The sequence below is a fragment of the Vibrio sp. R10-SG3-ISO10 genome (genome assembly GCF_059834185.1).
The window spans coordinates 1-14,372 of sequence record NZ_JCBDHG010000006.1 but is presented as its reverse complement, the minus strand read 5'-3'; the positions used below and the strand labels follow the sequence as shown (position 1 = coordinate 14,372).

General features: G+C 43.3%; 13 protein-coding genes. 8 read left to right on the top strand and 5 right to left on the bottom strand.

Annotated elements, in window-relative coordinates:
* Positions 1-2: 2 nt before the first annotated feature.
* The 5 genes from sufC to azu all read left to right on the top strand — a co-directional run bounded on the left by sufC (position 3) and on the right by azu (position 4,233).
* Positions 3-749 carry a Fe-S cluster assembly ATPase SufC gene (sufC, locus tag AC6R16_RS03640; RefSeq protein ID WP_500673636.1) on the top strand — a complete coding sequence of 249 codons (747 nt, stop codon included), beginning with the start codon at positions 3-5 and terminating at the stop codon, positions 747-749.
* Entirely contained in the window at positions 724-1,995 is a 1,272-nt protein-coding gene (sufD, locus tag AC6R16_RS03635) for a Fe-S cluster assembly protein SufD (protein WP_500673635.1), read from the top strand. The genes sufC and sufD overlap by 26 nt, the downstream gene beginning before the upstream one ends.
* A complete protein-coding gene (locus tag AC6R16_RS03630; protein ID WP_500673634.1) occupies positions 1,988-3,220 on the top strand; it encodes an aminotransferase class V-fold PLP-dependent enzyme in 1,233 nt (410 codons plus the stop codon). Before sufD ends, AC6R16_RS03630 begins: the two co-directional genes overlap by 8 nt.
* A 5-nt stretch (positions 3,221-3,225) precedes the next feature.
* Positions 3,226-3,651 carry a cysteine desulfuration protein SufE gene (gene sufE / locus AC6R16_RS03625; protein ID WP_500673633.1) on the top strand — a complete coding sequence of 142 codons (426 nt, stop codon included), beginning with the start codon at positions 3,226-3,228 and terminating at the stop codon, positions 3,649-3,651.
* A gap of 129 nt (positions 3,652-3,780) precedes the next feature.
* A complete protein-coding gene (azu, locus tag AC6R16_RS03620; protein ID WP_500673632.1) occupies positions 3,781-4,233 on the top strand; it encodes an azurin in 453 nt (150 codons plus the stop codon).
* 89 nt (positions 4,234-4,322) lie between these two features.
* Here azu and AC6R16_RS03615 read toward each other — a convergent pair whose 3' ends face one another.
* On the bottom strand, positions 4,323-6,215 hold the full coding sequence (locus tag AC6R16_RS03615; protein WP_500673654.1) for a methyl-accepting chemotaxis protein: 1,893 nt from the start codon (positions 6,213-6,215) through the stop codon (positions 4,323-4,325).
* Positions 6,216-6,630: 415 nt separating this feature from the next.
* On the opposite strand from AC6R16_RS03615, the gene AC6R16_RS03610 reads away from it, so the two are divergent.
* Positions 6,631-8,529, top strand: coding sequence for a PLP-dependent aminotransferase family protein (locus AC6R16_RS03610; RefSeq protein WP_500673631.1), 1,899 nt, complete (start codon positions 6,631-6,633; stop codon positions 8,527-8,529).
* A gap of 128 nt (positions 8,530-8,657) precedes the next feature.
* On the opposite strand, the gene AC6R16_RS03605 is transcribed toward AC6R16_RS03610, so the two are convergent.
* Positions 8,658-9,026, bottom strand: coding sequence for a VOC family protein (locus AC6R16_RS03605; RefSeq protein ID WP_500673630.1), 369 nt, complete (start codon positions 9,024-9,026; stop codon positions 8,658-8,660).
* An 83-nt stretch (positions 9,027-9,109) separates the two neighbouring features.
* Complete coding sequence (locus AC6R16_RS03600; RefSeq protein WP_500673629.1) at positions 9,110-9,661, bottom strand: sugar O-acetyltransferase; 552 nt, start codon at positions 9,659-9,661, stop codon at positions 9,110-9,112.
* A 185-nt stretch (positions 9,662-9,846) separates the two neighbouring features.
* On the opposite strand from AC6R16_RS03600, the gene AC6R16_RS03595 reads away from it, so the two are divergent.
* Both AC6R16_RS03595 and AC6R16_RS03590 read left to right on the top strand, forming a co-directional pair.
* Positions 9,847-10,821: a cytochrome-c peroxidase gene (locus AC6R16_RS03595; RefSeq protein ID WP_500673628.1), complete on the top strand. Its 975-nt coding sequence runs from the start codon at positions 9,847-9,849 to the stop codon at positions 10,819-10,821.
* Positions 10,808-13,141 (top strand): ATP-binding protein, encoded by a 2,334-nt coding sequence (locus AC6R16_RS03590; RefSeq protein WP_500673627.1) that lies wholly within the window; start codon positions 10,808-10,810, stop codon positions 13,139-13,141. The genes AC6R16_RS03595 and AC6R16_RS03590 overlap by 14 nt, the downstream gene beginning before the upstream one ends.
* Before the next feature lie 73 nt (positions 13,142-13,214).
* Here the strand turns inward: AC6R16_RS03590 and AC6R16_RS03585 are convergent, their stop codons facing one another.
* Positions 13,215-13,571, bottom strand: coding sequence for a PilZ domain-containing protein (locus tag AC6R16_RS03585; RefSeq protein WP_425665836.1), 357 nt, complete (start codon positions 13,569-13,571; stop codon positions 13,215-13,217).
* Between the two features lie 224 nt (positions 13,572-13,795).
* Positions 13,796-14,372: SEL1-like repeat protein (locus AC6R16_RS03580; protein WP_500673626.1), on the bottom strand; the 577-nt coding region annotated here is incomplete at its 5' end.

The following is a 14,372-nucleotide window of genomic DNA, read 5'->3' as shown; positions in this document are numbered from 1 at the left end:
CAATGTTAGAAATTAAAGATTTGCACGTCAGTGTAGAAGACAGCCCGATTCTAAAAGGCATTAGCCTGTCGGTAAAACCAGGCGAAGTACATGCCATTATGGGGCCAAACGGCTCGGGTAAAAGTACCCTTTCTTCTACACTCTCAGGTAAAGATGATTACCGAGTCGACTCCGGACAAATTGTCTTTAAAGACAAGGATCTGACTGAACTCGATCCGGAGGAACGCGCTGGCGAAGGGGTGTTCCTCGCGTTTCAATACCCAGTTGAAATACCTGGAGTAAGTAACAAGCTGTTTCTTAATACTGCCTTAAATGAAATCCGTGAGTATCGAGACCAACCTCCTCTAGACCGCTTCGATTTTGAAGATTTGCTAGAGGAAAAAGCGCAACTGCTGAAAATGCCAACAGACCTCCTTCAACGCTCGGTCAATGAAGGCTTCTCTGGAGGAGAGAAAAAGCGTAATGACATTTTGCAAATGGCAGTGCTCTCTCCCGACCTGTGTATTCTAGATGAAACTGATTCTGGCCTAGACATTGACGCTCTAAAGGCAGTCTCATCAGGTGTAAATGCCCTACAAGATGGCAAACGTGCTTTTATTCTAGTGACTCATTATCAGCGCATTCTTAACTACATTAAGCCCGACTATGTGCACGTTCTTTATAACGGAAAGATTGTCAAATCTGGCGATCATACTTTGGCACACGAACTAGAGGAGAAAGGCTATGGGTGGATTACTGGTGAAGAGTAACCAGCGCGGTTTTGATTCTTTGGCGCATCTAGTACAACCTCAAGAGTGGCAAAAAAAGCAGTTTGGTAAGGCCGTTGAATTAGGAATTCCTAGTTCAAAAGACGAGGCGTGGAAATATACTTCTCTCAATGATTTTAATGCCTTGCCACTCCAATTAGCGATGCTTCAATCGGCCGAGAATATCTCTTATGAAGGATTAAGCTTAGGATTAGACGCCTACCGACTCGTCTTCTTCGACGGACATTTCTCTGCAAGGTGCTCTGATTGGATACCTAAAGTTCGCGTCACTCCTCTCAACGTTCTGACTTCAGTGGAAACGTATGAGCTATCGCGATCAGTTCGCCCAGACGCATTCATTCATCTCAACGATGCCACCGCAACTGGCGGAGTCTTGATTGAAGTTGAGCCCAATACGCAAGTCAATAAACCGATCTACCTACTGCATATTAGCTCTGGTCAGAAAGGTGAAGTGTGCAGTTATCGTCATCACATAGAAATGGGACCACTTTCAGAGCTTGAGGTTATTGAGCATCACATATCGCTCGCTCAAGGTGGTGGAGTAACGCTGTCACGTTTAACCAACTACGTTGGAGAAGGTGCTTGTTTTCATCACACCAAGCTGATCGAAGAGTCACCTCAACAGCATCATTTTGGGCACAACGACATTCGCCTTCAGCGAGATGCAAAAGCTACCTCAACCTCGCTATTGCTTTCAGGTCTATTGCTAAGAACCCAAACCAGCAGTGAGCTTTGTGGAGACAATGGCGACATTGCCATGAACAGTATCTCGCTGCCTACCGATAAGCAAACCTTTGATACAAGGACTTACCTCAAGCACAACGCCCCTCACTGTCAAAGTGAACAAATGCACAAGATTATTGGTCGTGACCAATCCAACGCCGTATTTGACGGGATGATTTACGTCGATCCAACTGCATTGAAAACCGATGGCCAAATGGACACACATAGTTTATTGCTCAGCGACAAAGCACAAGTCAACTGCAAACCTCAACTTGAAATTTATGCTGACGATGTGAAATGTAGCCATGGTGCAACGACTGGTCAGTTAGACCCAAACCAAATCGCCTATATGAGAGCGAGAGGCATCAATCGCTTTAATGCCGAGCAAATGTTGATGTCCGCGTTCGTTCGCGAAGTGGCAGAAAAAATACGCCATCCTAGCTTGCGAAATTACGTTATCTCTCAGCTACACAACTCATTACATGGAGAAATCCGTCATGGTTGATTTGCGCTATCTTGAAAGCCCATGGGCAAGTGATTTTCCTGCTCTAACAACTGAAGTCTATGGAAAACCGCTCGTCTACTTAGATACCGCAGCCACAGCACAAACACCAAACTCTGTTATCGAGCGCATGACTCAATTCTATCAACGTGATTATGCCAGCGTGCACCGCGGAGCCCATTACTTAAGTGCTAAAGCAACGGAAGATATGGAGTTGGTACGCAAGCAAGTCGCAGATTTTTTACATGCAAAAGAGGCGAGCAATATTGTCTTCACTAAAGGGACAACCGAAGCGATTAACCTAGTGGCTAACAGCTACCTTAGACCTAAAGTGGATGCCGAAGACGAAATCATCGTCACAGAGATGGAGCATCACGCGAACTTGGTGCCATGGCAGCTTCTTTCTAACATCTGCGGCGTTAAAATTCGAGTCTGGGTAGTGAACAGCCAAGGTCATCTTGATCTATCTGAACTAAAGACCCTTTTGAATCGCAAAACTCGCTTGGTTGCGATTAGCCATGTATCAAATGTCTTAGGCCAGATTAACCCGATTAAAGAGGTGGTCAAACTGGCACATAAAGCGAACGTACCTGTGCTTGTTGATGGCGCTCAAGCGGTTATGCACCAACAAGTCGATGTGACTGCCCTTGATTGTGATTTTTATGCTTTCTCAGCTCACAAACTTTACGGCCCTACAGGGACTGGTGTTTTATACGCAAAATCAAAGCACCTTGACTGCATGGCCCCTTGGGAAGGCGGTGGTGCAATGATCGATCAAGTAACCTTGCCTCTTGGGACATCTTATGGTCAAGCTCCATGGAAGTTTGAGGCAGGAACGCCCAATATCGCAGGTATATTAGGCTTAGGCGCTGCCATTGAATACGTAGACAGTATTGGCTTAGATAATATTGCTGTCTATGAAGCGCAATTGATGCAGTACATGGAGCATTCCTTATCACGAGTTACCGGCATCGAGATCTACGGAGACACAAATAATCGTTCAGGGTTAGTTTCTTTTAACCTCAATGGGCTTCATTCATTTGACGTTGGTGCCTTCTTAGATAGATATGGCATTGCCATTCGCACCGGACACCATTGCGCGATGCCATTAATCAAACGACTTGGGCAATCTTCTGTATGTCGTGCATCTATCGGTATGTACAGTCAACCCCATGATATCGACCAGCTCTGCCAAGCTCTGCGTCGAATCAACCAATTGCTAAGGTGATTAATATGATGACACCTGAAAAAGTGATCCGAAACTTTAACCGCTGCGTAGATTGGGAAGAGCGTTACTTGTACCTTATCGAACTTGGTGAACGACTAGATGAATATCCCGCTGAAAAGCAAGACGACGACCATTTAGTAGCAGGGTGTCAAAGCCAAGTTTGGGTGTGTAGCAAGTTAGATGAACACAGAAAAATTGCTCTTAATGCGACCAGTGATTCTTCTATTGTTAAAGGTGTCCTGTCACTGGTCTTAGTGGCTTATAACAACCAAAGCGCTGAGGATGTTCTTTGTTTTGATATTCACAACTGGTTCGAACAACTTGATATCAAATCGCATCTGACTCCAGGGCGAACTCAGGGTTTAGAGGCGATTGTAAAATCCGTTCGTAATCTAGCTTTCATTTACCAACAAGGTGTGCCAACTCTTTGAAGTTAAACCAGATCTGTAGACATTTATTTAAAGAATCGCACACTTTTTCGATCGACAATTGATGATAATAAGAGCTATTTGAGAAAAGGTCGGATGTAAACAAAACATAATATAATGGAGAATCTAAATATGTCTTTTCGTATACTTACTGCAGCCCTAGCCCTTGCGACTTTAAGTTTTGGAGCTCAAGCCAATAGCGAGTGTGAAGTATCTGTTGATGCCAACGATATGATGCAGTTTTCAACAAGCACTCTTAGTGTTCCAGCAACATGTAAAGAGGTTAAGTTGACACTCAACCATACGGGTAAATTGCCAGCTCAATCAATGGGCCATAACGTCGTTATCACCGACACTGCTGCACTTCAAGCAGTTGGTACGGAAGGTATGTCTGCTGGAGCAAGCAACGACTATGTTAAGCCAAACGACGAGCGTGTCTATGCCCATACAAAAGTCATCGGTGGTGGCGAGTCAACAACCATTACCTTTAGCACAGAAAGAATGAAAGCTGGTGGAGACTACTCATTCTTCTGTTCTTTCCCTGGCCACTGGGCAATCATGAAGGGTAAATTCGAATTTAAGTAAATCTCTACTCAAGCTTTGTTAGAACATTTCGCTTAGCTAACTGTAATATGGAAAAAGCTGGGAGTACTTCTCCCAGCTTTATTTTTTAGTTAACTCAGTTTGAAGTTGGCTACCTGACGCTTAAGATCGTCGTTAGTATCATTGAGCCTTTCTGCTGCCTGTACCGTTTCTTGTCCGCTATCGACAAGTGACTCGACAATATCCCTTATGGACAACATGTTTCTGCTTAGCTCTTCAGCCACGGTACTCTGCTCTTCTGTTGCGGCGGCTATCTGAGTACTCACATCATCAATTTCTTTGACCGAGTCACTCATCATAGAGAGGCTTTGAGAAACGTCTGACGTTTTATCTGCCGTTTCTTGGCATTGGTTCTTAGTCGCGTCCATTGCAGTAACAACACTCTCCGTTCCACTTAGGAGCTGACTGAGCATATCCGAGATTTCCATCGTGCTGTTCTGAGTTCTTGCTGCAAGCGCCCTAACCTCATCCGCCACCACGGCGAACCCACGCCCTTGCTCCCCAGCTCTAGCAGCCTCGATTGCGGCATTTAAGGCAAGTAAATTTGTTTGCTCTGAAATTTCACCAATAACATTGAGCACATTGCTGATTTTGTTTGCGTCTTGATTCATGCGCATGATGCTGTTGGACATCTCATCAACCTCTGAAACGAGTGCACTTACCGTATCAACCGCATTATTTACTATTTTCAAAGACGATATGGCTTCTTTACTGGCTTCATCAGTAATACGATTTGACTGATTAACGTTCTCTGCCACATTTCGCGCACTCTCACTCATTTCTGTAATCGCGGTAACGACCTGCTCAGTCTCTTTCGAATGAGAGATGAGCTTGGACTCGTTACTTCTCGCTGTAGAACCAAGCTGCTCGACACTTACAGAGATGTTTTCACTCGCATGAGAAATATGAAGCATCATTTGTTGCAGGTTTTCTACAAACTTATTGAATCCCGCACTGATTTGCGCCAAGTCATCATCGCCATTAACATCCAATCTTTGAGTCAAATCACCATTACCATGAGAAAGATCGAGAACCGCTGATTTGAGCTTCAGTAACGGACGATATGCGTAACGGAGAATGAGGAAAATAGCGCCACAGCTTATGAGGAGTAATAGTCCACCAGTGGCGAAAGATTCGTACATAGCGCTGTAAACATCGGTCAGGGCAGATTCCTGATCGACAAACACCATTAACGTCCAGTACATGCCTGAAGCTAGATTCACTCGCTCAAAGTAGCCGTCAAACTGAATACCTAAATATGGAAAAGTTAAATGTCCTGACTGCTCGGCAAAGAACATCTGCTCCATTTCCTGAAAGTTCGGACTAATTTGAGATGGCGTTCGCCCAATATCATTAGGATCATCACTGGCAAAAAAGACTGCATTTCTATCGGTGAGCGTTGCCGCTCCACCAGCAAACCGCATGTTACTTACTGCCGTTACAACATCACCTAACTGGACGTCCCCCAGAAGAACTCCAATAAACTGACCACTCTCAACCACTGGCATGGTTACGCTCACCACTTTTTGCTTAGTGACTTGATCTTGGTAGATATCGGTTAGTGAAACACCAGAAGCATTCTTTGCGGCTCGGTACCAGTCTCGGGTGCGAAAATCAAACTTGGTCCCATCTAATGACATATAAGTGCGTCCATCATCATAAGTCATAATGACGTTTGAAATAGAGCTGCTCTCTGCCAGTAAAGTAACAAGGTGTTGGTTTTCCGTGTCACTAAGCCGGGAATTAAAGCTCTTGGCACCTTGAGCAATGGCATTTGTTTTGAATTGCATCATTTGCTCGAGTTCTGATACGTGAAAACTCAGTTTGTCTGATGTTTTAGAAACAAGGCCGCCAATCATCTTGTCTCTCATCGCTAAGATGTTCAGCGTACCTAATACGATCAATGACACAGCAACCAAAGTGCCAACGCCAATGTAAATCCTTGATTTAAAGCCTAAGTTCATCATAAACCTCACTTGCTAAGCGAGCTAACATGGAATTATGAATGACATTCGGTTGTTTTAGTTGTTATGTAGCGGCGCCATATTGTTATTGTATGCGCGCAATCAACCCATCACCCAGCCAACGATAACTTTCCTGCACAGTATGCAACTGAGTTATCAATAGAACATCTAGTTGCAGATGAGTGAATTTTCAATATTTAACTAGCGAAATGTATAAATAATCATTCTTATTTACCACTCGCTCATTTATATGCTGAATATATGAGATCTCATAGATACTTTTAGATCTATAAATATAGAGCCCCTACTCAGTGTCTATATTCACCTATACACGAGTTTTCGTGTTGGCTAGGTAGCGAAAAACACTCTCGCTGCTTGTTCCTGATACTAAGTACTTAAATCTTGGAGCAAAATTATGAGTAACGATAACAATATAAACTATGGACCGAAGCGAACACCTTGGGTTGAGCAAGTTCCAGAGTTCGCTGTAGGTAAAATAACCGCACCTTCTGCTGATCCCATTGAGGTATACGCAGAACGAAACTATGACTTTCACTATACCGAACAGGCAATTAATGGCTTTGACGTCGAATTACCACCGACAGGACAAAACTGCGGTGAGCAAAACAATGTCTATGAACAGATACAAGCCTATGTCGATTCACAGAAAGAGAGGTTTTTAGGCTATCAGACGGAAGAGAATATTAGCTATAAAAACCGCTTAGCGCCTTTTCTTAACGTCAGCTTAAACAATGTTGGAGACCCATTCGTCAATGGCAACTATACGATCAACTCTAAGTGCGTCGAGCGCTCTGTCCTTGATTACTACGCATCACTTTGGAACGCTCAGTGGCCATCGCAAGGCCCATACATAGATGAAGATGGCAACTTCCAAAAAGGAGTAGGCGAAAGCTATTGGGGCTATGTACTCACTATGGGCAGTACGGAAGGCAATTTATACGGCATGTTAAATGCCCGAGATTATCTCAGCGGAGTGATGCTGCTAGAAGAGGAAATACGCGCTGAAACCGACGATGGTGAAACAATTTCAAATTGCCAAGTGTATGCGCACCACCCTTCTCCACCAATCCACACTCCTCATGCATACACTCCGGTGGCGTTTTTCTCTGAAGACACTCACTACTCCATCGTCAAAGCAATGGCTGTAGAGAAAATAGAAACCTTTGGTGAACTTGGTAATCGGCTTTATCCTGATGAGAACCCAGTCAGTCCGGGGAAGCCTTGGCCCGCTGAAGTAGAATCAGAAGGACCAACTACTGCGCTTCCTGCTGGCTCTGGTGCAATAGACGTAGATAAACTAATCCAATACGTCACTTTCTTTGCTGAAAGAGGATACCCAATACTTCTAGTCCTTAATTGCGGAACAACATTTAAAGGCGCATACGATGATGTTTCGACAATTACCGCCAGGCTAAAACCAATCCTTGAAAGAAATGGACTATGGAAAAGAGAAGTACCTATCGATCCAGACGACCTAACTCATGGATATGAGACTCGGACTGGCTATTGGCTTCATATTGACGGAGCGCTTGGAGGAAGTTATGTCCCCTTCATAAAAATGGCGAAAGATTGTGATGAGTACCAATCGTTCTTTAAAGAGCATGGTGACTATACTGGTCCTAATTTCGACTTTACTAACCCAATGGTGCATTCAATTGTAACCAGTGGGCATAAATTTCCCGGAGCACCGTGGCCAACGGGTGTCTATATGACCAAGCAGCAGTATATGGTCTCTCCTCCGGATAACCCAGAATATATTGGTTCACCAGACACGACGTTTGCAGGCTCGCGAAATGGGCTATCGCCATTAGTGTTATGGGAATACTTCGCCCGCAATAGCTACAAAGAGCAAATCAGGCTGACAATGAAAGCTCAAGAAGTCGCCCAATACGCTCAGGAACAACTTGCGCTGGTTGCTGATTATTGGGCCGAAAAAGGATCACCTCTTCCTCAAGGGCTATGGTTGCAACGTACACCGCTTTCGTTGTCACTCATATTTTGCCAGCCGAACGAAGAAATTATCTTCCGCTATTCTTTGGCAAAAGAAAGCACCACAGTGACGACTTACGAGGACGGTAAGGAGATTGATCAAGTTCGACACTATGTTCACTTGTTTACGATGTGGGATGTCGATAAACAACTTATAGACAGTCTATGTGAAGACTTAAAGCAAGAAGGAGCATTTGATACTCGACTGTTTAAAAAGATCAAACATACGACTGTGCATAAACCGAGAGTGAAGAACGCTGTGAGGCAAATTCAGCTGCCACTTAAGGGGCGGTCCTTTCGTTAGAGAGCTAGAAGCATTGGAGTATTAGTAATATGCTTAGCTCACACAAAGTGAGCTAAGCTAAACAAAATCGTTCTCGTCGATTCCTTTAGTACATTAACGCCAAACTGAGCAGCTGTTAATCTATACATTTACAGGTAGATACTGACCTCAATCAGGTTTGAGTCAGGGTCGAGAAAGTAAACAGACTCAATCGCGCCTGTCGCTCCCGACTTCTCAACAGGCCCTTCAACGATGGTTACTTGCTCTGCTTTAAGATGATTGATGACCTCTTCTATTGTCCATGAAGAGATCAAACACAGATCTCCAGAGCCAGCCCTTGCCCTATTCCTTGGCTCTTGTCCAAGTAATTGAAAGTTAATTTTTTGGTTACCAAACTGTACGGCTTTACGCCCACCAGCAAAAGTAAGCTCCTTCATTAGCAGTACGCGCTGGTAAAACGCCACTGACGCGTCAATATCTGAAACTGTCAAAACGATATGGTCTATGTGGCTAATCATAAGGTCCCTCGATTATTAGACTACGACTTCCCCTCTCGCATATTGGAACTTGTTCAAGTAGGAGTCAAACCCGCCGAGTATTATTAATCCTGATTTAAACGCCGAATCAGTTTTGCTGGCGTTCCGCCATATAAGCAATCTGGTGGCACGTCACTGTTCACCACTGAATTTGCCGCTATTACCGAACGAGCTCCTATTGTTACTCCCTGATTAATCACGCAATTGCCACCAATCCAAACGTCGTCTTCAACGACAATCGGTTTGCAGTACGTTTCCCACTCTCTTCGCTTATTAAAATCCAACGAATGTGACGCTGTGTAAAACTGCGTGCTAGGGCCAACCAGTACGTTATCACCAATAGTAATTTTTGCCCCGTCTAGCATAACTACATTCATGTTGATAAAGGTGTTGTCGCCTATTTCGACGGTTTTACCAAATTCACAATGAAACGGAGATTGGACAACGCTATGACCAAAGCCTGCAAATAGAGATTTAAGAAGCTTCTGCCTCTCGCTTGCCTCTATCTCTAGATTAAGGCTTTTCAATGTATTTAAAGCATGATTTCGAAGCGTATCGATTTCTTGATCAGCACCATCAAACCGCTGACCTGACATCATTTTTTCTAGTTCAGACATGACAACTACTCTTTGATTAAGACACTGCGAAGCTAACAGCTTTATAGAAGCTTAAAAAGAGTAAAGACAGAGAAACAGCTTTCCTATTTTCAGTCGAAATTTATAGCACAATACCAATATGAAACTATATTTATAGCTATAACCATAAAAAATACCTTTGGCTTAGAAAGTACGGACTAATAAAAATGACAAAAAATCAAAGGTCAGTTGCCATAATACTTGCCATAGCATTGGTAGGTATCGCTCCGCTATTTTGGCTAATACTGTATAGCGGAGAAAACGCTCATAGCCATGACGATGAGCACCAACATCACACTCTTTCAGCAAATATTCGGATATTCAAAGATCCGCGACTCTCTTCCAATGGGCAAATCAGCTGTGAATCATGCCATGATTTGAGTAGTAATGGGGCAGAGCCAACCGCTGTGTCTACTGGTGTCGAAGGGCGCGGAGAAAGAAACTCTCTTACCGTTTTTAATGCAGCATTGAACTACCGCTTTTTTTGGGATGGACGAGCTAACTCTTTGAATGCCCAAATTGATGGCCCTATACACAGCAACGTTGAGATGAACTCTAATTGGAAAGATATCAGCGAATATGTTGCAACCTCCCCTCAATATTCCCAACTCTTTGATGAACAGCAAGTCGAAGTCAATGAAGCGACAATTAAATCTATGCTCGTTGAGTTTATGAACGCCCTTGTCACACCAGACTCTCCTTTTGACAAGTATCTATCCGGCGATAAAAGTGCCTTAACCACGCAGCAAATAGAAGGATGGAAACTCTTCCAACAGCACGGCTGTATTCGCTGCCATCGTGGCACCAATATCGGAGGTGGTATGGTGATGAAATTTGGCTTGTATGGACAGGAGTACAACGGACAAGAGCGTTCCGCTGATACTGGCCGTCATATGCATACTAATAAGCCGGAAGACATGTATATCTTTAGGGTAGCAAGTCTAAGGAACGTCGCCACAACCCCACCCTATTTTCACGATGGGCAAACACACAACCTTGAAGACGCTATTGAGATTATGGCGCGCAGTCAGCTTGGACTTTCACTGACAGCGAAAGAAGTAGACGCTATTAGTGCTTTTTTAAATACCTTGACGGCCGAACGGCCTGCCATCCTTGAGGAGTTTGAAAATGAACTTTACTAAAATCTTGTTTTCGCTCGCTTCAGTATTGTCTTTATCAATTGGCACTCTAGTGTACTTTCTCTACCAAGAACATAAGCAGATTAATCAATACTCCTCCTCTGTTAGCGCTTTAGGTCATGAGCTCATTGAAGTTCGTGACGCAGTAACCAATCATGCCCTCTCTCCCCAGCTAGACCCTTACTTTCTAAATGCTGAAATCGTCAATCTGGAAAAGGAGAGTAAAGATTTGCTCACTCATTACCAAGAAACGTCCAAATTTGGCCTCTACAAAAAACAAACAAGTGAAGTCATGACCCAGTTCCACCAGTCTTTGCTGCGTTTGTCAGAAACGCTAGATAAGGTAGTCGGGCTGATTATTGTTAAAGATGCCTTACTCACATCAGTTCTAGAACATGTAGAACTCGGCACCGAGAGTTCTGGTTTAGAGCGAGATGCCATGGCCAAGAAAATACATCAAGACTCGAAACTGGATAACATTCCCGCCAAATTGGAATCAACGGTTTCAACCTTTAAACAAGTAGACACACAAAGACGTGAACTCTTTACGGCACTACTATCGCCCCAAAATTCAGAGTTTGTCGAACATACCGAGAAACAACTAAGGCAACAAGCGATCAGTGTTCAGAATAAAGTGTTTCAGTTACTCGCAGTATTAGCCGTCGTGATTTTTTTGTTCGTCATTTACACCTACATACACAGACTACAAGAATTAAGAAGAAACAATCGTGCTTATCAAGAGGCCATTGATCGAACGGAAAAAGCTAATCACGCTAAATCTATTTTCTTGGCCACCATGAGCCATGAGCTAAGGACACCTATGAGTGGTGTACTCGGTGTCGCACAGATGATTCGTGAAGACACCAAAGAGTTAAAAACTAAAGAACACGCCGACATAATTATTAACTCAGGCAATCATTTGGTCACGCTGCTTAATGACATTCTTGACTTCTCTAAAGTTGAGGAAGGTAAGCTTGAACTCGAACACACTCCATTTTCAATGAGAGAGCTTGTACAACCTTTGGAAAGCACGTTACGACCTTTGGCGCAAAAAAAGAATATCACACTGACTATCCCGCATTACCCGTCCGATGATTTAAAACTGGTTGGGGATGTCGCACGTACAAGGCAATTGCTATTCAACCTAATTGGAAACGCGATTAAGTTCACTCAACAAGGAAAAGTCGAAGTCGACATCAAGGTTAACGATTCTGGCACAATCGGCGTACTATTTACCGTAAGCGACACTGGCATAGGAATTGAGGACGATAAGCTAAACAATATTTTCATTCCTTTTGAGCAAGCCGAACTTTCCACTACTCGAAAATTTGGTGGTACAGGCCTTGGTCTTTCTATTGTGAAAAAATTGGTCGACTTAATGGAGGGCGATATTTCAGTCTCAAGCCGAGTTGGCTACGGTTCTAAGTTCGATATTTTCTTGCCTTTGGAAGTCCAACAAGACGTTGTGGATTTAGGTAACGTCGGAGAACCCGCTCTAAATGATTCTGAACTTTTACATAAAAAGCGCATACTTTTGGTTGAAGATAATCGCGTTAACGCCGTCGTCGCGAAAGGTTTCCTTAAAGATTACGCACAAGATATCACTTGGGCAGAAGACGGATTGCAAGCACTAGAGGTTTTAGAGAACGAACAGTTCGATCTTATTGTTATTGATAACCACATGCCCAACCTAAGCGGTGTTGAAACCATCAAGCGAATCAGAGAAACGCTAAAGCTCAATACGGTGATTTTCGCCTACACCGCTGATGTCTTTAAAGAAGCTCACGACTCGCTTATCGCAGCTGGCGCTAATTTTGTGCTGACTAAACCTCTTCAGAAACCTAGCCTAGATCTAGCACTAAAACAGTTTTCTAGGGAGATAATCGCAAGTTCGTATAATGACAATAACGGAGATACTGTCATACCTTTGATTCGCCACCCAGCGAGTCAACTCGCCCTGACAGAAGAGGAGTTATCTGCAAGTTTTGCCTTCAACGACCCATCATTAAGTCGCGTTACTAAGCTGGAGTTGCTAATAGGGTTAAAGGCAAAACTCAATACTCTCACAGACCAACTCATTGATGCCTACTCAAGTTCAAATCTACCGTTATTAATTGAAGCTTTACGTCAAGTAGAAACATCTGCATCTGAGCTTGAACTCGAAGAGGTGCAGGCTCTGGCTAACCTGGCTAAAGAGAGTTGTGAGAACAATGAGCTACCCAACGTCGAACACTTACAGCAACTGATCAATCGTATGTTGGTGAATCTCCATCAAGCTCAGCGGCTTACTATGGAGCTCAGTCGATCAACGAAACATGCATAATCTTTTGAGGGTCTACGTATCCTTAAAACGACAAACGGAGCCTTCTGGCTCCGTTTATATATTATTAGTTAGATCAGGCTGCGGCTTCTCTTAACCGAGCAAAGAAAACGGGATATTTACTTCGAATCTTTCTTTGTTCATCAACCATGATTTTGAAAGTCGGGCCTTTACGTAACTGAACAATTACTTCATCACGATCAAATCGCAAGACTGCCCCTTCAATTTCCACGCGACTCTCATCATTAAGGTTAAGCATTCCTTTAACCGTAAGACCTTTGTACATAGTGTTAGAGTTGGCTACCACCATTCTAATACCACCTTCAGAAACTTCCGTTACCTGAAACAGCTCATCTCCGAGCCTAACAAAAGGCCTAGCGCGTTTCGGGTATCTTAAACGGTAATACTGTCGTTTCTGTATATAGCTACTCATGGTCCTGATCCTGCTCCGTGCTACTCATAGCTAGGTATAATCCTTAAGTATACCCTTTCTACGTAAAAAATGATGCAAATAAGCACTCGTTATTCTACTTCCACTTTAATATATCGGCAATGAATTGGTTTTTTGAAGGTTTCAGCTAGGTTGAGGTTGTAAGAGTGTGAGGCTGGTTAGTTTTGACAAAGCCGCTCGGGAGAGCGGCTTTATAATGGATTAGATTAGAAGAGATCTATAGATGTTTCATCCAAGAACATATTAGGTTTTATGTCTTTGACACGCTCAATTACTTGGCGGTCTAGTTTAGCTTGCTCTTCTGGTGTAATCAGTACTCGCATTACAGCATTACCCTCTTCATCAGATATAGGATAACCATAATCATCAACAACATTTTCTTGGGTGATCCTATTAGCAGGGTCTTCATCCCCTCCTAAGGCTCCTGACAACCTGTTGTAATAGTAAGCTTTCTTCACATCGGGCTCAATGTTCTTTCGACCTAAACTATATGTAAAATATTGTGTTTGAGCTGCCTTTGCATAACCTAGGTCGATAGCTTTATCTACCCATTCATCAGCTAGTTCAAGGTTACTCTCAACTAAGTTGTAATAAAGGTCTACCATAGCAGGAGCATATCCTTTTTTCGCAGCCATAATTAGATATTTGACTCTCTCTTCTTGTGACTCCCAAGCAACATTCGAAAACAAAAATCTATAACCGCCAGCAGGAATAGCTTTAGAATAAATTTCTCGATACTTCGTATATCTATAAATTGGGACGACTTCCCACCAAGGCTTACCT